The sequence below is a fragment of the Streptomyces sp. NPDC008125 genome, from assembly GCF_042957125.1.
Taxonomy (GTDB): Bacteria; Actinomycetota; Actinomycetes; order Streptomycetales; family Streptomycetaceae; genus Streptomyces.
The window spans coordinates 346,621-369,084 of record NZ_JBIBHR010000005.1 but is presented as its reverse complement, the minus strand read 5'-3'; the positions used below and the strand labels follow the sequence as shown (position 1 = coordinate 369,084).

The window sequence follows — 22,464 nt, the reverse complement described above, 5'->3', positions numbered from 1 at the left end:
TCAGCCGGCCAGGGACCGGAAGTACCAGTAGACGTGGAGGTGTTGGAGCAGCAGGGGCACCAGGGCGATCGCGGTGACCATCTCCAGGATGTCGGCGGTGTGGCCCCAGATGGGCAACAGGCGGACGGAGGGAAGCCGTTGGGCGGCGAGGAGCAACAGGGCCGCGGCGGCCAGCAGGACGACGCCGAGGCTCGCCCGCGCGCCGGTCCCGCCGTCGTCGAGGAGCCGGATCACGGCCAGGGTCAGCCCCAGCGTGCCGGCCAGGGCGAGCGCCACCCGCTGTCCGGTCTCGGTGACGCCCCGGGACCGCAGGGCCACGGCGCCGGCCAGGGCGAGGCCGAGCAGCCACTCGAACCAGGTGTCGCGGCGGGTCAGCAGGACCAGGTCCACCGCGTAGACCACCGAGGCTCCGACGGTGAAAAGGGTGAGGTAGGTGTCGGCGGCGGCGACCCGCCGCTCGACGTCCTGCCGGGAGCGAGGCTCGACGTCGTCCTGCAACTCCTCCGCGTTGCGGGGCAGTTGCGGTACGCGTAGTCCGGCCAGGCGGAGCACGACGCGCGGGGCGATCGCGCTGAGCACGAACATGGTGACCGCGACCACCGTGGCGGAGGTGGTGGCGTCCCAGTCGAGGCTGATCGAGAGGCAGGAGCCGATCTCGGCGCCGAGAGCGGCGACGAGCAGGGCCCCGAAGACCTTGACCGGCACCCGTCCGGCGAAGAACAGGACGAGCGACGCGGCGACGGCGCAGGCCCCGCCGAGCAGCAGTTCGTGGCGGCCGGGCACGGACAGCACCTGCGTACCGTTTCGGGCCGCGCATCCGGCGAGGGCGGCGAAGATCCAGCCGGCCACGCCGGTGACCAGGACGGTCGCCGGGTCGGCCGCCGCGGAGCGGCTGACGACCGCGCACCCCGCCAGCAGGAGCACGGCGATCACGCCGCACTCGACAGCGCTCTCCCTGCCCGGCCCGGCAGGGAGCACGAAGGCGGCGAGCAGGGCCAGGGTCAGGGAGCCGAGCCCGACGAACAGACGCCGCGTCAGCTCGGGCCGCCAGCGGTCGGGCCGTGCTCCGACGACCGCGGCCACCCCGTCGGCCAGGTCGTCGAAGAACATCGGCGGGAGCACGTCGTCGGCGCGGCGCAGACAGAGGGTCTCGCCGTCGCGCAGACCGAGCGACCCGGCCGTGGAGGTCGGTTCGAGCGGCTCGCCGCCCAGCCGTTGCAGCACGTATCCCGCGCCGTCGGGATCGTCGTCCGCGCGGAGCCGGTCGACCAGGACGGGCAGCAGGGCGCCGACCGTGACGGTGTACGGGACGCCGAGGTCGGCGCTGCGCCCGGGTCCGTCGACGGTGATCCGGCAGACGGTGGTGGATTCGGGGTCGGACATGATGCTGGAGGTGCTCATGGCGCTCCTGTGTGGGACGGCCGGGATGCGGGGGACGGGGGCGCCAGCCCGTTCACTCCTGGTCCACCAGTCCGGTCTGGACGAGCCGGACACCGCGTCGGGTGACCAGTTGGGCGCGGCCGGGGACAAGGGAGCGGGGCTTGGCCTCGCCGATGAACTTGCCCTCTTCCTTCGGGTAGGAGAGCAGCAGCGCCGGGTTGCCCAGCTCCCACAGCCTGCGCAGAACCGGGTCCATCATGGCGCGCATCGCGCCGCTGGTGGACCTGGCGAGGACCAGATGCATCCCGATGTTGGCGCCCTGGGCGAGCAGGGGTACCAGGGGTGCGGTCGGGCTGTCGAGGGAGCTGCTGACGAACATGTCGTAGTCGTCGAGGAGGAGGAAGAGCCGCGGCCCCTGCCACCAGTCCCGCCGGGCCAGTTGTTCCGGGGTGACGTCGCTGCCGGGCAGCCGTTTGCTCATCGAGACCACGGTGCTGGCGGCGAGTTCCCTCAGCCCCTGGCTGTCGACGGCATAGCCGACGCGGTACTCCTCGGGGACCGCCGACAGGAGCCCCCGGTCGGGGTCGCCGAGCAGGATGCGCGCCTCCTCCGGCCGGAACCGGGAAGTGATGGCGCGGGCCATCAGCCGCAGCAGGTTGGTCTTGCCGGTCTCGCCGTCGCCGAAGACCATCAGGTGGGAGGTGGCCGAGAAGTCGTGCCACACCGGTTGCAGGCGCTGTTCGTCCCAGCCGATGCTGACCCGCAGGTCGCCCTCGGCGGCGGGCAGCCGGCCGACGGGCAGCCTGCTGGGCAGCAGCCGGACGCCGGGCGCGGTGCGGCCGGTCCAGAAGGTTCCGATCTCGGCCGCGGCGATCTTGGTGGCCGCGGTGAGGTCGTCCGTGGCGGAGGAGCTGTCCAGGCGGGGCAGGGCCGACAGGAAGTGATGTCCGGAGCTGGTGAGTCCGCGGCCGGGGTGCTGAGGCACGCCGGCCGCCTGGCGGGCGCCGAGTTCGGACTCCATCGAGTCGCCGAGCCGCAGTTCGAGCCGGGTGCCGAGCAGGTCGCGCAGGCGGGGCCGGATCTCCGACCAGCGCACGGCGGAGACCGCCAGGTGGATGCCGAACGACAGGCCGCGTGCCGCGAGCGTCGTGATGCGGTCGTCGATCTCGTCGTAGTCCTGGCGCAGGGTCCCCCACCCGTCGACCACGAGGAAGACGTCGCCGTAGGGGTCGTCGATCTCGCCGGTGCGGCGCAGGTGCCGGTAGGCGGCCATGGACTCCACACCGCGGGTGGTGAAGGTCTGCTCGCGGCGCTCCAGAAGCTGGGTGATCTCCTCGACGGTGCGCAGTACCTTGTCGCGCTCCAGCCGGGTGGCGACGGCGCCGGCGTGCGGAAGCCCGGCGATGGAGACGAGGCCGCCGCCACCGAAGTCCAGGCAGTAGAACTGGACTTCTTCCGGAGTGTGGGTGAGGGCCAGTGACATCATCAGGGTGCGCAGCAACGCGGACTTGCCGGTCTGCGGGGCGCCGGCCACGCCGACGTGTCCGCCGGCGCCGGAGAGGTCGGCCACCAGCAGTTCGCGTACCTGCTCGTGGGGCCGGTCGACCATGCCGAGCGGTACGCGCAGGCGGCCCAGGAGCGAGGATTCGGCGGCGGTCATGCCGCGGGCGGGGTCGGGGACGATGCCGGGCAGCAGCTGGTCGAGGCTGGGCGGGTCGGCGAGCGGCGGGAGCCAGACCTGCCGGGCGGACGGGCCGGCTTCCGCCAGCCGTTCGATGAGGACGTCCAGCAGTGTCTCGTCGCTCTCGGCCGGCCGGTCGGGCTCGGCGGGGGGCCGCGGGGCGGTCTCTTCCTGCTCCTCGGGCAGGCCCGCCGCGGCGGGCCGCTGGTCGAGTCCGAAGGGCACGATCTCCCCGGCCGCCGCCGGGTCCGGCCGTTCGGTGTCCTCGCCGGTGGGGCTCTGGGGGCACGGGCCGGAGACGTAGGCGGCCTTGAACCGCACCAGGTTGGTGGTGTCCACCCGGAGGAAACCGTTGCCCGGCACGGACGGGAGCTCGTAGGCCCCGGCCACACCGATCACACTGCGCGACTCCATGGAGGAGAAGGTGCGCAGGGCGATCCGGTACGAGAGGTGTCCTTCGACCCGGTGGATGCGACCCTCGTCCAGCCGCTGGGATGCGAGCAGGAGGTGGACGCCGAGACTGCGGCCGACCCGTCCGATGGTCACGAAGAGATCGGTGAACTCAGGTTTTCCGGCGAGCAGTTCGGAGAACTCGTCGACGATGACGAGCAGCGAGGGCAGCGGAGCCAGCGGGGCGCCGCCCAGCCTGGCCTTCTCGTACTCGTACAGGGAGGCGTGGCCGCTCGCGCGCAACAGCTCCTGACGGCGGATGAGTTCGCCGTCGATGGAGTCCTGCATACGGTCGACCAGGGGCAGTTCGTCGGCGAGGTTGGTGATCACCGCAGAGGTATGGGGCAGCCGCTCCATGTTCATGAAGGTGGCGCCGCCCTTGAAGTCCACGAGTACGAAGTTGAGGACCTCGGAGGAGTGGGTGACGGCGAGCCCGATCACCAGGGTGCGCAGCAGTTCGCTCTTGCCGGAGCCGGTGGCGCCGATGAGCAGCCCGTGCGGTCCCATGCCGGTCTGGGCGGACTCCTTCAGGTCGAGTTCGACGACCTCGCCGTCCTCGGTGACTCCGATGGGCACCCGAAGCCGGGTGCTCTGGTCGAGGCGGCGGCGCCAGTGGGCGGCCACGTCGTAGGTGCGCGGGTCGCGGATGCCGAGCAGAGTGGTGAGTTCGAAGTCGGACTCGAAGGGGTTGTCGGTCAGGTCGATGGTGCCGCTGGTACGCATCGGGGCCAGCAGCCGGGCCAGGTTCTCGGCCTCGGCGCGGCTCAGCGCGTCGGCGTCGGCCTCAGCCGTGCTGTCCGCGACGGGGAAGGAGACCGTACCGTTCTCCGTGGTCAGCCGCAGTACGCCGCTGCCGCCGTGCATGGCGCCGGTGACGTCGAGCAGGACCGTGTTGCGCAGGCCGGCGCCGAGCAGCCGGGAGCCCGGGGGGATCGCGGTGCGGTGGGCGACGACGACGAGGAACGGCTCGGCGGCGCTGGGGGTGGCCTGCGGGTCGTGGTCGGGCCGGTCGAAGACGTCCGGCCCGAGGAGATCGGTGAACTCCGCGTGGTCGGTGGCGACGAGCCGCAACGGGCCGGCCTCGTCGTGCTCGCGCGGGTGGGCGTTGTGGGGCAGCCACTTCACCCACTCCCACTCCTCCCGGCCCGCCTCGTCGGTCAGCACGGCGACCCGCAGTTCGTCGGGCGAGTGCAGGGTGACGAGCTGCCCCAGCACGGCGCGCACCAGGTCGAGCGCGTCCTCGACGTCGCCGGCCCATTCCACGCTGCTGAAGCTGCGCAGACCGACCGGGAACGGCATGCCCTGCACGGTCTGGAAGGCGGCGGTGAACCGGCGGAGCGAGATCGCGGCGAGCGGGTCGAGGTCCTCGACGGGCTTGGTCTCCGGAGGGACGAGTTCGAGGGCGGCACGGCGGGTGCCCAGCCCGATGCGTACCTTCGCGAAGTCGTCGTGGGCCGCCCGGCGCTCCCACACCCGCGCCGAGCGCACGAACGACCACAGCCGGTCGGGCGGGGGGTTCTCCCACACGGCCGCGGCCAGTTGGTCCCGGGCGGCCTGTCTGGCCCGGACACGGAGCTGGGCGAGGTAGCGCAGGTAGTCACGGCGTTCGGCGCGCATCCGGCGCTTGCGGTCGAGTCCGGCGCGGCCGATCTGCCCCATGCCCATGGAGATCATGCCGACGCCCATCATCCCGGACATCATGTACGTGGAGGTGGAGCCGCCGACGGTGAACATCAGAGCCATCGCCCCGAAGCCGATGCCCATCGGCAGGACGACCATGACGGACCCGAGGTCGGCCGCAGCCGGCTCGCCGAGCACGGGCGGCTCGGCGAGTTCGATGCGGTCCTCCGGTACTTCGGGCCCTGACACGCGCGGTGGGCGTTTCACAACCACGGTGTTCATCTGGTCCATCTCCAGCCCGGTGGCAGGCATCTGTGTCGTGTCCGGAATTCGTGTCGCGTCAGTGGGTGAAGACCGCATGCGCTCGGGTGGTCCGGCAACGCCGTGGGGTGCCGTGCCGGGTGCCGTCCGCGCGGTGGGTTCGGCGGGTACGACCCCAGGTAGGGAAAACATAGGAAGACGACCCCGGGGCGGCCAGTGCCCAGGGGGCATCCTGCCTGGTCGGGCACGGGTACTGCCCGAACTCCCGGCGGAGTGTCGGGGCGTGCCGGCCTCCCGGCCGGATGGTGGGCTCGGCGTGTGGTCCTCCGCTCATCCCGGTCCTCCCGGTCCTCCCGGTCCTCCTCCCGGTCCTCCCGTTCCTCGCGGCCGGTGGGGTGGTGGGGCGTGCGATCGGGTGCGTACGGCCGTCGGCGTCACGACTGGCGGCGTCACGACTGGCGGCGTCACGACTGGCGGTGTCACGGCTGTCGCACGGTGGTGTCCGTCGCCCACAGCCGCGTGCCGCCCTGACGGACGAGGAGGTTGCCGTCGTTTTCCAGCACCAGTTCGGCGCCGTCGTGGCCGTCGGTCCGGGAAGACCAGGCGGCCCGCATGTCCCGCGTGTAGACGACCAGGTTGCCGTCGGCCTGGAAGACCGTCCTGGCGCCCTGCCCCACGGTTCCGGACGCCCACAGCGGGCGGCTCTCCCGGTCGTAGAGCACCAGGTTCCCGTCGCCCTGAAAGGCGAGGGCGAACAGAGGGGTGGACCAGGTCTGCCCGGGTTCCAGGACGCTGGTGCCCCGAACCACGCCGTCCGTCCCGCGCCGCGCCCCGGGTCGGGCGCTGCTCTCTTCGGAGGTTCGGGCGGGGGCCTCGGCGTCGGTCCTGTCTCCCGCCGGGTACGTCGGGGACGCCTCGACGGCGGGCTCGGGCGCGCTCCGGGTGGGAGGGGCGCCCGGCGGGCCGGGGGCGGACGGGGCGCTGGGGGCCGGTTCGGGCCGGGAGCCCGGCGGGGGTGTCGCGCCGGTGTCGGCGAGGGGGCTGGGGCGCCTCGGCTCGTGGTCTTCGGAGGGGGCAGCCGCTTCGGGGCGCCCCGGCCGGCCGGAGTCGTCCAGGAACAACGCCGGTGTCACGAGCACCAGGAGGCAGAGCCCCACGGCTCCCGTCAGCAGGTGCCGCGTGAGGTGCGCGCGGGGGGCACGGTCCTCCTGGCCGGCCGGATCCCCGGAGGACCGGGAGGTACGCCCGGTGCCCGTTTGCTGCTGTGCCACGTGCGAGCCTGCCTCGGTAGGGGAACGCGGACGGCGGTGGTCGACCGGCCGTGGGTGAACGGGGACCCGGGCGTGATCGTAGGAGAACCGCGACGGGCGCACCGCCCCGCGTCGCCACCGTGCCCGGACGCACTGGATCACTTCCCTTTTTCCGTGGTTCCGTCCGTCCCCTTGTCCCTGTCCCTGTCCCTGTCCCTGTCCCTGTCCCTGTCCCTGTCCCCGCCCCTGTCCCCGTCCCTGTCCCTGTCCCTGCCGCCGCCCCTGTCGCCGCCCTGCCCGAAGCGGTCCAGCCCGCTCAGCGAGGGCCGAGGTCGGAGGTGGCCGCGGTCCCGGGTCCCGGTGGTCGGGAGGGACGAACGGCGGGGCCGGTCCCCGGGCGGAGGCGGCGTTGGCAAGCCACTCGTGACCGTCGGCCCCCGGTCCGTCGTGGGAGCCGGGGCGGGGGTCGGAGCGGGAGGCGGCGCAGAGGGCGCGGGAGGCGGCGTCGGGGGCGGCTCGGGCCGGGCCTCCCGCGTGCGCGGCACCGCGCCGTCGTGCCGGGACCGGCCCGCGAGGTCGTCGAGCGGTATGCCGTCCGGCTTCTCCGGCAGGGGCTGCTCCTGGCGGGTTCGCTCCTGGCGGGTTTGCTGTTCCGGGGACGGCTGCCGCTCCTGAGGGGGCGTCTCGTCGTCCTCCGTGATGGCCGGCAGAGCGCGGAGTTCGTCACGCGGCACGGCCAGCTCGAAGGGGATGGCTCCGTAACTGCTGCTCTCCAGAGGGATGTTGTCGCGCAGAAAGGTGAACTGCAGCAGCACATGCCCCTCGTAGAGCGCGTGGGGCACCGGGGTCTTGCTGTTGAGAATGGTGCGGCCGGCTTCCCTGCTGCGGTCGGTGCCGCGTGTACGGGCCCCTCCTCCGGCGCGCGCGGAGACCCGCGCGAGCGCCGGCCTGTACCCGAACTCGGCGCCGAACTCCGCCATACCCGCGTGTGCCGAGGAGGTGCTCCCCGAGAGGTCGATGCGGTTGCCCGTGATCGACGTGGTGACCGTCTCCGCCTCCTTGTCGAGCCCGGCGTACGTCAGCGCGTCCTTGAAGTGGGTGTCGACGCGGACGGCGATGGCCCCGCCCGGCACGCCCCCCACCGTGACGACGAGCGCGTCCGTACGCTCCGGGTTGGTCAGCCGGTCGCTGAGCCACGCCATCAGCGCGGGCCGGCTGAGCCTGTCCACCACGTACTGGCCGTGGGTCCGCGAGGAGGCGCCGTGGCGGGAGTTCCAGGAGCCGTAGAGCGCCGCACCCCGGCCGGCGACGAGGCTGCGGACGCTCTCCATGGACGACAGAGAGCGCATCTGGACCGTGGTTCCACGGAGCATCGGTGCCGTGATCCCATCCGGCGGGCGGTTCGGCTCCGTCTGCCGCGCAGATACTGAAGCCGCCGCGGGTCCGACGGTCTCGGTCGTGCGGGTGGGGGAGGTATGGGTCATCCGGGCCGGCAGTGTGGCCTTGAACTGGCCGGCCCGCTGGATGGCCCACTTCTCGACGTCGGTCAGAACGGGCCTCGGCACGGCAGCGGCCGGGGTGGCCGCCGCCGTGACCGGCTGGGGCCTGGCAGCGCCCGTGACCGGCCTGCCGGCCTCCGCGTCCGCGTCCGCGTCCGCGTCCGCACGAGCGGGGCCGGCTTCCGTACGGGCGTCTCGGACATCGTCCGTACGAGCATCTTCCGTGCCCGGTACCGCTTGCTCCTCCTCCGTGGCGGCGGCCGTCAGGGTGTCGAGCAGCTCCTGCTGGCGCTCGACCCTCTTCCGCATGGCACGGGCCCGCCAGTTGTCCGCGACGAACAGCTTCATCGCGGCGAACCTGGCCCGGGAACCGGCGAAGTCGCGGTGCACCGTGAGGAGGAGGTCGACCTGGTCGCGGAAGACGGACCCCTTGGTCTTGCTCTTGGTCCCGCCCCCGGCACCGACGTTGGTCAGCCGGGACTCGGCGTTCTCCTGGGCCTTGGTCCACTGGTGGGCGAGGGTGCCCAGCGGTGCGACGCCGGGCACCGCTTCGGCCCTGCCGGTCACGCTCATGCGCTGGGAGGTGGAGGTGGCGCGGGACCGCGTGTTGTCACCGTCGACGCTGTCCTCGTTGTGCTCGCGGGAGTTGCCGATGTTGAACTCGACGGTGTCGACCTGCCGGTCGTGTTCCGGCACCGTCGTGCCGCGCAGCATCAACGTCACCTCCGCGTGGCCGCCGGGGAAGGTGAGGACGACGGGCTGCCCGTCGAAGGCGCCCCGGGCGGCGGCGGTCAGGTCGGTGGACCGCACCTTGTGGGCCAGTACCTGGCTGCTCCTGGCCCACTGTTCGCGGCCGAAGAGCGCGATGCCGGGGGCCTCCAGGTCACCCAGCGGGCCACCGGGGGCGTCGTCGGGCAACAGCACCTGGACCCGGCCGGTGACGTCGCTCTCCCTGAGCCGGCGGCTGAACAGCGTGCTCCGAGACGGCCGCCGGGTCCCCCCTCCGGTGTTCAGTGCCGGGCTGCCGCCGGGCCGCACCAGGTGGGCGGTGGGGAAGGCGGCGCGGACGGGCACGTCCACCGTGAACGGGTCCGCCGGGGCGGCCCAGGTGTCCCCGTGCCGGTATTCGACGCGTCCCCGCAGCCGCACGGTGCCGTTGAACACCCCGTAGGACTCGGTGGCCTTGGTCTTCCTCCCGAGGGTCGTGCCCGCATCGGTGACCGTGCTGCGGCTGGTGTCCTGGTTGGCTGTGACGGTGTTCTGGATGGTGGTGTACGGCGCGGTCACCACGCTGTCGAGGATGCGCGTGGTGCGCTGCATCCGGTCTTCGGCGCGTCCGGTGACGGCGCTCTCCTCCGTCCCCGTCTCCGCCTCGAACGACTTCACGGTCCGCTCGAAGGTGAAATCGTGGGCCCCGACGCTCGTGAACACGACCCGTGAGTGCCGCCCGGTGACGGTGTGCACGGGAACCGGGTTCCGGGGCTCGGGCGTACGCAGATTGCGTGCCGAGGCGGAGGAGAGGGAGGCGAGCCGGGGCCGCAGGAAGCCGGGGCTGAGCAGCATCTCGTAGGCCGCCTCCTCCTCGGCCAGCTCCCTCTCCCCCAACTGGGCGCGGAGCGATCGGAACACTCTCGTGGATACGTTCTGCCCCTTGTTTCCCAGAGAGAGGATCTGCGTGTCCTCGGGCAGCACGGACCGGTCACGCACGGACCGCGGGGGTCCGGGGTCCGTCGTGGGTACGGGCACCTGCGCGGACTCCGCCGCAGGTACGGGAATCAGCGCGGACTCCGCCGCCGGTACGGGAACCTGCGCGGACTCCGCCGCGGGTGCGGCGACCTCAGCGGGTCCGGGCACCTCCGCGGGCGCGGCGGCCTGCGCGCGGAAGATCTGCGCTCCGGCCCGCTCCACCGTGTGGGGCCGGGTCAGCCGGGTCGGGATCGCCACGAAGAACGGCACGACGACGTCGTCGCCCTCGTTCGTGGCCGTACCGCGCGTCTGCCGCTCCTGGCCGCCGATCACCCCGAAGCGGAACACCGCCTCGCCCGCGTAGAGGGCCATCTCCTCCTTGAACTTGCTGTTGGCGAGTTCCTTGGCCGACTGGGCCGTACGGAAGAACTCGCGCTCGCGCTTTCCCCGCCCCCAGCCCGCCGTCGGCTGCCACGACGTGCCGGCCGTGAAACCGAAGGACGCGCCTGCGGCGCCCTGTCCCTGATTCAGGGTGGAGAAGCCGCTGCGCACCGCGGAGGAGGAACCGACCTCGTTGACGACGTTCAGCTCGGAACCCGGAACGACCTTCAGGTAGGCCAGACTCCGCACCCGCGCCGACGAGACGATGCGCGCCCTGCCGTGGACCGTGCTGCTGTCGAAGGAGGGCCCCCGCAGCACGCCCCGGCTCATCAGGGTGAGGTTCGCCGCCAGCCGCTCCGAGCTGAAGGCGTTCTGGATCGCGGCCTCGTGCCGGCTCCAGCTCTTGTCCACCACCGAGCCAAGTGCCTGCAACCGGGCCCGTACGAGGTGGCCCCTCGGGGCCCGTGCCTGTGTCTGCGGCGCGGCGGAGACCGGGACGGGGGTCAGTTCCGGGATGGCGACGCTGCCGCCGGCGAGCAGCGCGAGAACCACGGAGTCGTCGGAGAGTTCGAGTTCCGGGCGGTGCACGACGTCACCGACCTGGTAGGTCGGCAGGACGAAGTGCCGGGGCTCGGCCGGTGCCGTTCCCCGCTCGATCCACGAGGAGGTCCATGCCCACGACCCGTCCACGGCCGCTTCGGTGTCCGACGTCCGCACGACGAATCTGGCGCCCATCGGCGCCCGCCCTTCGGCGGTACGGCCGTCGGCGTTCCGGAACCGCGCGGTCAGCACGACGGTCGTGTCGAACACGGAGCTCGGCACCTTCGCCTTGACGGTGGCGCCGGTGGTGGCGGACTCCTCCTGGAGCGTGTTGGCCTCTTTCGCGGCCGTGCGGTTCGCGCCCACCAGGGCCTTGAAGCCGGACGGCTCCGCCATGCCCGGGAGGATCCAGGACGTGGTGTCGCCCAGTTGATTGCCCTGCAGGGTTCCCGTGAGGTTGGTCGACCGGGAATGCGCGGAGCTGGTCAGGACCGACTGGCCGGTGCTCGTGCCCACGTTGAACTCGGTGCCGTTCTCCGTGTGGTGGGCGAACCTCGCGGCGCCCAGCTCGGCCTCCAGCTCGACCCGTCCGAGACCGTCCGGCAGGTCGACGATGAGCGGACCGGCCCACATCAGGGTACGCAGTTGCTGGTGCAACGCAGTGAACGGCACCAGTTGTTCGAGGGCGGCCAGCACCTCGTCCGCGTCCCGGGCGCTGCCGAACACCTCCACCGCCGCGTCGCGGGGCGAGTGGCCGGGTACGTGCGGCAGGGGCTGCCGCAGGATCGCGTTCAGCCCTCCGTCGCGGCGATCGCTGTCCGCGTTCACCGGATACGAGTCCACGAGCAGGTCGAAGGGGCCCGGCGCCCGCATCCGGCTCATGTACGACGGCACCGAACGGGCGGTGCCGGCCGGCGGGACGGAGGGCGAGTCCGCGTACGGCGTGGACAGCGTGGCCGGAAGTGTGACCGCCTTGCGGGTCAGCGGTTCGGGCGGGGCGGTGCCGTCGCCCCGGACCAGATGCGACAGGTCCAGCTGGAAGCGCACGTCCACCGTGACCGCCAGAGCCCTGGAGACCGTTTTTCCACGGGCGGTCATCCGGCTCATGTCCTGGTAGATCATGCCCTGGCCGCTCTCGCGCGCGTACGTGGCACCGAGGTCCAGGCGGACGAACGGGAAGGTACCGCGCGCCGCGACACCCGCGTTCCAGCCGCGGTTGGCGTCGTACGCCACGGCCGTGCCCGTCCCGGACTCGATCCCGGGCTCGAACTCGAACTTGGCGACGGTGCCCGTCGTCCGGGCGTTGCGCAGTGTCGCGCGCAGCGGGATACGGCCCTGCCATCCGGGGGTGTCGATGGTCAGGTTCCGTGTCTCGCCGTTGGTAAGCCCGTACAGCCACGACCCGAGGTGTTCGGTCTGCAGATGCTCGGCGATCTGGTCCCGCGCGAGGTCGGCGTTGTCGGTGCCCAGCGGCTCGGCGAGCGCGTCCGCCATCCGGAGGGTGAAGTCCTGCGGCCCCGCGCCGAGGCTGTGCACCACGTCCCCGGCGCCGAGGATGCCCGCGGTGAGGCGCGTGGGCGGGGCCGGCAGGGCCGGCGCCTCGGCCACAGCATGCGCCACCTCGACCGGGCGGGACTCCGTCACCGCGGCGGACTCGTCGTCCGGAGCGGCGGCCCACTCCGGAAGGGGCTCCAGGAAGTGCGAGCCGGTGGCTTCGGTGCGGTCCGGAGCCAGCCCCTGCTCGTCCGTACGGCGCGTCACGCCCGCCGTGTCGTCCTGGCGGGCGGAGGCGGACCCGTCCAGCCATGTGCGGAGACGGTCCAGCGGCCCGGCGCCCAGCGCACGCGGGTTCGCGCGCAGTTCGGCCTCGGTGGGCATCGGGAAGGTGGCAGGTTCCACGCTCTCCACCAGGCCCATGACGCGGTCGGCCGCCACGGCCCGTCGTCCGGCCGCTTCGACCTCCCGCCGCGCCGCCTCGATCTCGCGGACGGTGTCGTCGGACCTGCCCGCGCTGGTGTGCGCCTCCCGTTCCTCCAGCGCCGCCAGTGCCTCTCGCGCACGATCGAGGGCGAGCATCGCCTCGGTGAACTCCTGTGCTGCTTCGCTCACTTGATCGGGTGTCAAGGTCTCGACCGCGGGCCCCCGCGCGGCGTCGGCCCGTTCGGCGCCGGCCCGCTCGGCGCCGGCCCGCTCGGGGTCGGCCCGCTCGGGGTCGGCCCGCTCGGGGTCGGTCGCCTTGCCCTTGCCCTTGTCCTTGCCCGCGCGGCGGCCCTCGTCCGTCGCCGGAGCGTCCTGGGAGTGGCCGGCATGCGCCGCGCCGGGGCCGTCGCCCCTCGCCGCACGGGTGCCGCCCGGGGTGTCCCGGGTCCGGAGGGAGCTGTCCGTACCGGCGTCCGTCCGGGGCGGCGGCTCGGACAGGCTCTCGGTGGGTACGTAGAAGACAGCCGCCCGGTCGGTGACGGTCGCCCGTACCGCCCGGGGGTCACCCGTCGTCGGCCGGAGGACGAGGTGCCAGGTGACCGAGCCCGCCTCCACCCGCGCGTAGGACCGGCCGGCCTGCCGGTCCGGGCCCGTGAGCCGGATCGTCGCGGCGTCCGTCCGTGCTCGGACCGCCGAGGCGGAGGAGTCGCCGCGCAGCGGACCGCCGAGACGCACGGCGGCCCTGCCGGAACGGCCGGCCGGGAGCAGCACGGAGCGCGTCGGCTCCTTGGCGACCGTGTCGGGGAGCGCCCCGTCCGGACCCGACGGCGCCACCCGCAGGCCCCGGACGTCCGCGCTGATCTCCAGCCGGGCGGGCAGGTCCGTGCTGGCGGTTCTCGGCAGCGTCACCGGTTCGTCGAGGGTGCCTCCCGCCGCCAGGGTCAGGAACCACTGGTTCATGTAGGGCGGGCTGAAGACCGCCGCGATCTTGGACCGCACCAGGAAGAGGCCGCCCTGCCAGGAGTGGGCGGCGCGTGAGGGGCTGGTCCACAGCTCGCGGCCCGTGAACAGTGACTCGGCCGCTCTCCGCAGGGCGGGCAGATCGGCGACGGTGCCGACGAACGCGTCCCGTAGCGCCTCCGCGGAGAGGAGCGGCTCCGGGCGCTGCCATTCCACGTCCGCGGTTTCCTGTGCCGTCGCGGGGCGAGGATCCGGTGCGGGGTCGTGCCCCGTCACCTGCACAGCGTGGCCCAGCCGCAGCGCGCCGGGAAACACCTCCACCCCCAGCACGTGCCGCGCCTCCCGTCCGATCAGCGGCATCAGCCCGCCGAGCGGCGTGGGGGCGTTGGCGACGGCGCGGTGCACCTCCAGTTCGGCGGTGAGCCGTACGTCGAAGGCGGTGACGTGCGGGTGGAGGACGGTCACCACGGCGGTGTCCCGCTGGTCCGTGGTGCGGGTGCGCGCGCTGTCGGACCGGGTGACCGTGGGCCTGAGGCGGCCGGCTCCGACGGGGGCGAGAACGTCGTACTGGTCGGAGGTTCCGGCGAGCGCCGCCCGCCCCTGACTGCTTGTTTCCCGTGCTTCGGAGCGGCTGGTCTCCCGGGTACGCCCGTTCGCGCTCTCCAGGACGTGGACGCCGGGCTCCCGGCCGGCCGCGCGCGGGGCGAGCAGTTCCGCGGTGAGGACGACCCGTGCCATCGAGGTGCTGTACGCGTTGCGGTCGGGCACCAGGATCGGCAGACCGGTGAGCATGGTTTCCAGCAGGGCGGCGGTGCCCTGCCGTCCGGCCACCTTCCACAGCTCGCTCTCCACCGCCTCGACGTGTTCCCGGGAGAGCAGCCCCAACTCGCGCAGACGCGGCATGACCTGGTCGACGAGCGGGCCGAGATCGGGGGCGTCCAGCAGGACGGCGTGGTCGAATCCGTCGCCGCGCAGCACGTTGACGGGTGCGAGAGCGGTGGCTCCGGCGGGATCGGTGGCCGGGCCGGGCGGACCGACCGGGCGCTCCACGAGGCCGAGGGCGTGCGCGGACCGGGAGGACAGCAGGGCCAGACCGGGAGAGCGCACCGGGTCACCGGTCACCTCACGCTCGTTGAACCTGCGCGAGCTGTAGTCCCCGAAGCTCACCCGCAGTTCGTCCCAGCGGCGCACGGTGACCACGAAATCGGTGGGCGCCTGGGCCCACACGTGGTCGTCCGCGGTGGTGTGCGTCCGGTCGCCGCGCCCGCTGGCGGTGCGCCCGGTGGAGACCGGGGCGCTGCGCCCGTAGCCGAAGGTGAGCTTGGTGGTGTTGCTCGATTCGGGCGGGTCGACCGTGGTCGGCTGGGCGGCGGCGAGGGATTCCTCGGCGGTCGCGTCCAGGGCCAGGCGGTCGTGGGTTCCGGTGTCCCGGACCAGTGCGGTGACCAGGGAGTGGTCGTAGTGGAAGGCGTGGGCGCTCTCCCCGATCGCGGTCAGCCCGGCGGTGACGGCCCGGACCGCGACCTCCACGCGCCCCACCATCCGGAAGGTGCCGGCGGGGGCGGGGCGGCTCCATACCGGGCGGGGGGCTCCATCCAGGTCCCGGACGCGGGGGGCCAGCCCGGACAGGGCGGTACGCAGGGCGGCCTCGTCGGCCGGGTCGAGCGGCGGCATCCCGATCTCGCGCAGGAGGGCCGCCGCGGTGGGGAACAGGTGGTCGGTGCGGACCAGGTGCAGGGTGTCGCGGGGCAGCCGCTCCCCCACGGCCGGCGTCCAGGAGCGGGGCGGCGCGGGCTCGGCGGTGCGCGGCACCCGTGCCACCGTTCCGGTGTCGTCCGTCCGGGACTCGAACTCCATCGTGCTGCGCGGGAGTCCGGCGCCGTCCTGTTCCAGGACAAGGTCCTCGGGCGTCACGAGAGTCGCCCGGACCGTGACGGGCGCGGCCTCCACAAGATGGCCGACGGCCTCCCCGGTGCTCGGCACCGGCGTAGCGGTGATGTGGAGAACCACGGGTCCATCGAATTCCGCGAGCCAGAGCGAACCGCCGCCGAAGGCTCCGGCCGCGGAGAATCCGCCGGTCTCGTCGACCGAGCCGCTCCAGGTGACCCCGGAGGTGAGGCTGCGGCTCTGTTCCGTGGCGGCGGGCTCTTCCTCCGACGTGTCACCGGACTTGAACCCGAGGCCCGCTGCCACCTTCCAGTTCCGCAGAGCGGAGGTGAGCAGGCTGAAGGAGGCGCCTTGAACGACCTCGGTCTGGCCGCGCCGGGACCGTGCGTAGCTGAAGTCCGTCTGGTCCAGGCTCGCCCGGACGGTGACCAGGAGGCGCTGTTCCACGCCCGCGCGGCCGGCCACGGGGCTCGTGAGCACGAGAGTGTGGCCGGGCCCCGTCAGCAGGTGCGCCCGTCCGGTCAGCGCGGCAGGGCTCAACGCCTCGGCCAGGGCGAGGTGGTTGGCGATGTGGTGCGGCTGCGCCGCGTGGAGCGGGCGGCGGCCGGAGGCCGCGCCGGCCGCGGCTCCGGCCTGCGCGTCCTGCCAGGGGGCGCGGGGTGCCAGGTAGTGGGGGAAACGGCTGCGTACGAGGTCGAGGGCGCCGGTCAGCGCTTCCCCGGCGTCGCGCGGGTCGATCTCGGCGATGCGGCTGGTGGGCGGCAGCCACCCGTCGGCGGCGGGCGGCAGGGTCAGCACCCGGCCGGGAGCGGTCCGGGCTTGGGCCTCCGGGTCCTCGGACGGTGCCGGGAGGTGGGCGTCGGCGGCCGGGGGGAGGTGTCCGAGGCGTGCCGCGTCGGCGGTGAGCACCCGCACCCGGGCGGTGATCCAGGTGTGTGTGCCGGGCCCGCCACTGAGCGAACCGGTCTCCACGCGCACGTCGTACTCGACGACGGTGGTCGGCTCGTCGCTGTGCCTGAGTCGGCGGACCTCCAGGTGGTCGGCCTGCTGCCCCGGCAGGGTGTACTGCACCGAGCGGTTGTAGGTGAGCTTGGGCAGCGGCACCAGGGCGGGTATCCCGAACCAGTTCTTGGCCCACGACAGCACGAAGTCGGTACCGGCGCCGGCGGCGTCGCCCTGGACGGAGGCCGCCCCCGCCGCGGCGGAGTGGACGTCCTCCACGTCGATCCGGGACAACTCGGTGCCGTCCGCCACCGCCCGGGGATTGTGGAAGGTGGCGTCGACCCGCACCGCGTCGGACCGTCCGTCGGCGGATTCCAGCCGCGCCGAGTGGAGACCGCCGGTGGCGTCGAGCAGGCTCGACAGCAGGGTGTGGACCCCGGCGAAGGCGTTGAGCGTCTCGAAGGTGGGCGCGGACGGATCGGCCAGGGAAGGGCCGGCCGCGGCGAACACCGCGGCCCGGTAGGCCGCGCCCCCGGTCACCGAGTCCACCCAGGACAGCGCGGGAAGGGCGACCGCGGCGCCCACGGTGGCGGGTCCGGCCGTGCGGAACAAGGTGTCCGCCCCGTCGGGGACGGCGGCCTGGAACAGGTGCGCGGTGCTCGTCCGGGGCTCGCCGGACAGTTCTGTCCAGAGCGCCGAGGTGGCGTGGTCCGTGCCGGCGGGCCGGGGCAGGGCGCGTACGGCCCCGCGCGGATAGGTACCGATGACGGCCCGCTCGACGACCGTGCGGGCGCGCTGCGGACCGTCCTGCCCGCTGCGCCGGACCTCCAGGCCCACTTCCACGTCGTGGAGGAAGCGCATCTCCTCCGGGGCGGACGCCGGCCGGACGGTTCGCGTGGTGCTCCGCGCGGTGGAAGCGCTGTAAGCGGTCTTCTTCGAATAGCCGCCGAGGACACTCTGCGTGCCGGAGACGATCCCGGAAAGCTGGGAAACGGTGGAGAGTGCCTGCGTGATCGGCTGCGGCAGCGAGACGTTCAGAGCGTGATCGACGGTCCGGTCGGCCGAGGTGCTCTCCCCCCACGCCCTGATCTGCTGGGCGGTCTGCCGCGGTCCGTCGTCCGGCAGCGAGTGGGTCCCGGCGTCGCCCACGGGCTCGCCGCGCGCGCCGGTGAGCTGGGTCCAGTCCGCGAGCCGCAGCCGCACGGTGACGGCGAGCGGGCCACCGGACGGGCGCAGGACCGCGGTGTGTCCGCCGGCGACCGCCTCGCGCAGGACGGTGCCGGCGTCGGTGGCCGCGAGGTAGGCATCGAGCAGCGGCTCGGTCTCCGCTCGCGCTTCCCGCGGCAGGAGCCCGAGCACGCCGTCGCGGACGGCGTTGTGCAGCCGGTCGTCGGCGAAGGCGTAGCGCTCCTGGCCGGCGCCCTGCCGCCCCGTGTACTCCGGCGGCGCGAACACCTGGCCGGCCTGACGCCCGTTCCCTCCGCCGGCCTCCGTCCGTACGCCCTCCTCGGCGAACACGCCGGCGAGCTCCGGCAACGGGCGCGGCGGGCGCGGCTCGCGGACGACGGTGCCGAGGGGCGACTCCGGTTCGGGCGACGGCGGACGCCACACCGTGTCGGGCTGCTGGGCGACCGGCGGGGCGGGGTGCGGATCCAGGGCCTGCTGGGGGTTGCTCGTACTCCCGCTGCCCCCGGCGCCGTTCTCGTCGGTGGTTCCGGTCGTCGGCCCGCTCCTCGCTCCGCCCCGCACCTTCACTCCCGCGGCGCGCAGCTCGGGATTGTCCGCGGCCAGCCGGTCGGCGAGATCACGGGCGGCTTCGGGGCCCTGGGCGTGCAGGGTTTCGACGATCCGCGCCACGGCGGCCCGCCGTGCCTCCAGCCGCGCCTGCACCTCCGGTTCCCGGCCGATCTCCAGGGGAGCGGCCAGGTGGCGCCATGCTGATCCGGCCAACGCCCGCACCGTGTCGTCGGACACGCCGAGCCGCTCGGCCAGCCGGCGTACGTCCTCGGTGTCCAGTTCGGCCGCATCCGGTTCTGCGGTGGCCCGTTCTGTGGCGTCCGGTTCAGTGTCCTGAGCACGTCCCGGGTGGTCGGTGCTCCGGTCGGCCGCCTTGCCCCGCTGCTCGGCGGAGGCGGCAGTGCTGCCGGTAGCCGTCGCGGCCGGGGTCTCCGTGGCCGCCGGGGTCTCCGTGGCCGCCGGGGTCTCCGTCACCGCCGGAATCGTCCGCAGGGGCGGGGTGTCCATGGCGCGCAGGACCATGGTGCCGAGCACCCAGCGGTTCTCCTCCGGGCCAGTGACGTGCAGGACCGCCAGCGCCCGGATCAGATGGCCGGTCGTGGGTCCGGGCTTGCCGGCCCGCGCGGGCAGTCCGTATTTCAGGTAGTCGCGCCGGTAGTTGTTGCCGCCGCCCGACTGCCCCTGCGCCCCCGCGTTCTGGGCGAACGGCGCCGAGAGGAGGACCCGGTTGGTGTCGTCGGGGGTCACCCGGGCGGTGTACAGGGTGGTGGCCGAGGAGGTCGCCGTGGTCGCGGCGGTCGCCGTGTACGCGTCGCCGGACGTGCGGACGTCGTCCAGGGCGGTGTCACCGGTGGCGAGGATCTGCTGGGGCAGCAGCCGCAGCCGTACCGAGGTGGCGGGGTCGGCCCCAGTACGTCCCATCAGACGGCCCACCGCGACGGAGTCGAGCCGCCTGCCCGCGTCGCCGTCCCCCGGGCGCACCAGCCGGGAGAGCCGGATCAGGAGACTCTCGTCCGAGAACGAGGTGTGCATCCGGTCGGGACCGGCGAGCGCGGGGTCGACGTCGCGCAGGGCCCGGGCCAGCTCCGCGCCGGCGTCGAAGGAGTAGAGCGCGAACGGCCGGTCGGGCACCCAGTCCTGGCCGTCCAGCGCGTCGCGCACGGCGGGAGTCAGCCCGTCCAGACCGATGACGACGGTGCCGGGCGGCGGGGCGGTCCGGTCGGCGGGGTCCCGCTCGAAGACGGCGGGCCGCACGAGAGGAACCGCTTGGTCAGCTTCGGCCGGCAGGTCGTCGCGGTCGAACCACAGCGTCGCGGTGGCATCGGCCGTGGCATGGTACTCACGCGTCCCGGGTCCGCCCAGGGTCGCGGAGACCAGGCCCGTGACCCGGCCGTCTCCGTTGCCGGACATCGGGCTGCTGCGCACGGTGACCCGGTACCGGTACGGCACCTGGAACTCGGCCAGTTCGCCGGAGCGCTGCCAGGCCCGCGTCTCGCGCTGCGACGTGGCGGAAGCGCCGACCGCGTTTTCGAGGGCCCCCGTGAAGGTGGTCTGGAGGCGCCGGCCCCCGGACTGGAGCACCGGCCTGGCCTCCAGCTGGCGGGCCCTGCTGTACGAGACGCTCTGCGACTGGACACCCGGCTCGGCCAGGCCGGCGTTCCGTCCGCCCCCGTGGGCAGCGCTGTGGGTCAGCTGCGCGGTGTCGTCGACGCCGCTGCCCCGTATCCGGCCGAGGTCGGTTCCCGGCCTCGGCCGGGCGTTCACCTCCACCGTCACCAGGCGCGGGCCCAGACCCAGCCAGCCCCGGTGCACGAAGTGCATCGAGCCGGTCCCCCGCGGGCCCGCGCCGATCGGCACCCGCAGCCCCACCGAGGAGGAGTGGTCACTGACCCAGGACGCGAGGCCGGGCAGGTATCCGGCATCTCCCGGCCGGGTAGCCCCGGGGGCGGCCTTCTCGATGGCGTCGAGGAGGTTCTGCCGGAACTGTCCGCGCGGGCCCTCCGGTTCGACGCCGATGACGGCGCCCTGACCGAGCTGGCCGGTGTCCCGGTACCACTGGGGCAGCATCAGCGTCCGGTCCTGGGCGGGCGGGGTGAACCCGGCGAGCGCCGCCAGCTCGGGATGCTTGGCCAGGTCGCTCTCGGGAAGCAGGAACTCCACCGCGTCCGGCACCAGGAAGCCCACGGTCCGCACCGTGTGGGGGCGGGCCGCCAGGGTCCCCGAGACGACGTTGCGCCTGCCCTGACTGACCGTCACCCGGTAAGTGGCGTCCGCGGTGAACCGCTGCATCCGGGTGCTGCTGTGGGCGGTGACGCGGGCGTCCGAGGCGTTGTCCGAGTGGGTCGTACTGACGGTGGTGGCCGAGGTGTCCACGTAGCGCCCACTCGGGAAGAGGGAGACCCCGGGGGAATAGGCGCCGCTGACGGTCAATCCGGTCTGCCCTCCTCCGCCCTCCGACCGGGTGGAGGTGACGGTGTCCGACGCGTACAGCCAGCTTTCCATGCTCATGGGGCCGGGGGCCTCCAGCCGGCGCACACCGCTGAGGTAGCCGGTGATCTCGACCGAGACGTCCGTGCCCGACACCAGTCCGAAGCTGCCCGCGCCCTCCAGAACCAGGCCGTCGCCGAAGACGGTCAGGGCGTTGGCGGTCAGCTGGTGGAAGGAGAGCGCGGACCGCAGGACCTGCTGGGCCATGCTGTCCTGGTCGACGAGCGAGCCGCCCACCGTCGTCCGCGTCGTCCACCGCCACGCCCCGTCCGCCATGCGCTGGGCCCACCCCAGCGGGCCCCCGGCACCGGCGGAGGCCCAGATCTCGGCGGGGGTCCTGACCGCGGGCGCGGCGGCGGTCGCGGCCGGCGGCGCGACGGCGGTCTCCGGCGAAGGGCCTGCAGCCGCCTCGGCCGGACGTGCAACAGCAAGGGTCTCCGGCGCGGAGCCTGCCACCACCGCCTCGGCCGGAGGCACGACAGCAACGGTCTCCGGGACGGGGTCGCCGGTCCGCTCGGCCGGAGGTGCGGCGACCGCCTCGGCGGCCTGGTCGGCCGCCGTCTCCCTCTTGTGGAGCGCGGTGAGGTCGAAGAGGTCCTCGTCCTTCGTCTCCTCAGGGGGTGCGCCCAGCAGTCGGCTCACGACCCGGACCAGGGTGTCACCGCCGAGCACCCGGTCCACGAAGGCCGACTCCGGCAGCCGACGCAGCACCTCGGGCGCGTCGCCCGTCAGCCGGGCCAGTTCCTCCTCCGTGACCCGGACGGCGATGTGCGGCTCGTCGGACATCACCGAGTCGACCGACTCCGTGTCGGACGCCTCCGACGCGGAGTCCTCCGATCCGTACGCGGCTTCGTCCGAACGGACCGACGGGTCGGCGGCGACGGGTTCCCGCACGACCGGTTCCTGCGCCGCCGGCTCCTCCACGACCGGTTCCTCCACGACCGCCGGGAACGCTGCCCGCGGAGGCGCGCTCACCGTCCGGTACGTGGGTACGGCCACGGCGAGGGTGCCCTCGGCGACGAGCGGGAGGGGCGCCGGGCCGTGGCTCCACCGAAGGTCGAGTCGCAGCCGCACCGGGATCTCGAAGAGCTGCAGCCCGTCGCCGGCCGCGGTGGACAGGTACTTCTCCTGGCCGACCAGCGACGTGGTGGCGGTGGCCACGGCGTTCGAGCCGCTGGCGGTGTACTCCGGCCGCACTCCCTGCAGCGGCAGCTGGCCGTGGAACTCCAGGGGGTTGCTCACCTCTCCCATGCCGGTCAGTGACCAGCCCATCGGGGTGACCTTGCGCCCTTCCTGGCCGGGGCGGTTGTAGCCGGACCAGTTGTTGGTCTGCAGACCGGGCAGTGACCGGGCGGCGGTGACCGGCGCGTCGTCGATGCGTTCGGCGGTCAGTCGCACCCGGACCCGCTGCACGTCCCCGGTGCCGGGCACCTCCAGCCATACCGTGTGGCCGCCCTCGACCAGCTCGTCCGCGGCGCCCCGCAGGGTCTGGGCGGAGCGGGCGTGGTCCAGGGCACGGGCGTTGGCCAGCCACCTCGCCCGGGTGGCGTCCCCGGTCCAGCGGCCGCTCGTTCCGGACGGCAGGAACCCGTGCTCGCGCAGCCACCGCCCGGCCATGTCGTACAGCGGCTCCGCGCCGTCGACGCGCAGGGTCGTGGTCGAGATCCCGAGGGAACGCAGCCGCACCATCTCGGGCGGCAGCGAGCGCGGAACGGGCTCCACCACGCCCTCCAGCACCGCCCGGGACGGCACCCGGAACACCACGGGGTAGGCTGTCCGGCCC

General features: G+C 73.6%; 4 protein-coding genes (1 of these 4 only partly in view). All 4 read right to left on the bottom strand.

Going from position 1 to position 22,464, the window contains the following annotated elements; all coding sequences use genetic code 11:
* Entirely contained in the window at positions 1-1,401 is a 1,401-nt protein-coding gene (eccD, locus tag ACFZAX_RS11445) for a type VII secretion integral membrane protein EccD (protein ID WP_390960872.1), read from the bottom strand.
* 52 nt (positions 1,402-1,453) lie between these two features.
* A complete protein-coding gene (gene eccCa / locus ACFZAX_RS11440; protein ID WP_390960870.1) occupies positions 1,454-5,380 on the bottom strand; it encodes a type VII secretion protein EccCa in 3,927 nt (1,308 codons plus the stop codon).
* Between the two features lie 491 nt (positions 5,381-5,871).
* Positions 5,872-6,663, bottom strand: coding sequence for a hypothetical protein (locus tag ACFZAX_RS11435; protein WP_390960868.1), 792 nt, complete (start codon positions 6,661-6,663; stop codon positions 5,872-5,874).
* A gap of 137 nt (positions 6,664-6,800) precedes the next feature.
* On the bottom strand, positions 6,801-22,464 hold the 3' portion of the coding sequence (locus ACFZAX_RS11430) for a hypothetical protein (protein ID WP_390960867.1). The gene runs 16,307 nt beyond the window's last position; only the last 15,664 of its 31,971 coding nucleotides appear in the window; the start codon falls outside the window, past its right edge; the stop codon is at positions 6,801-6,803.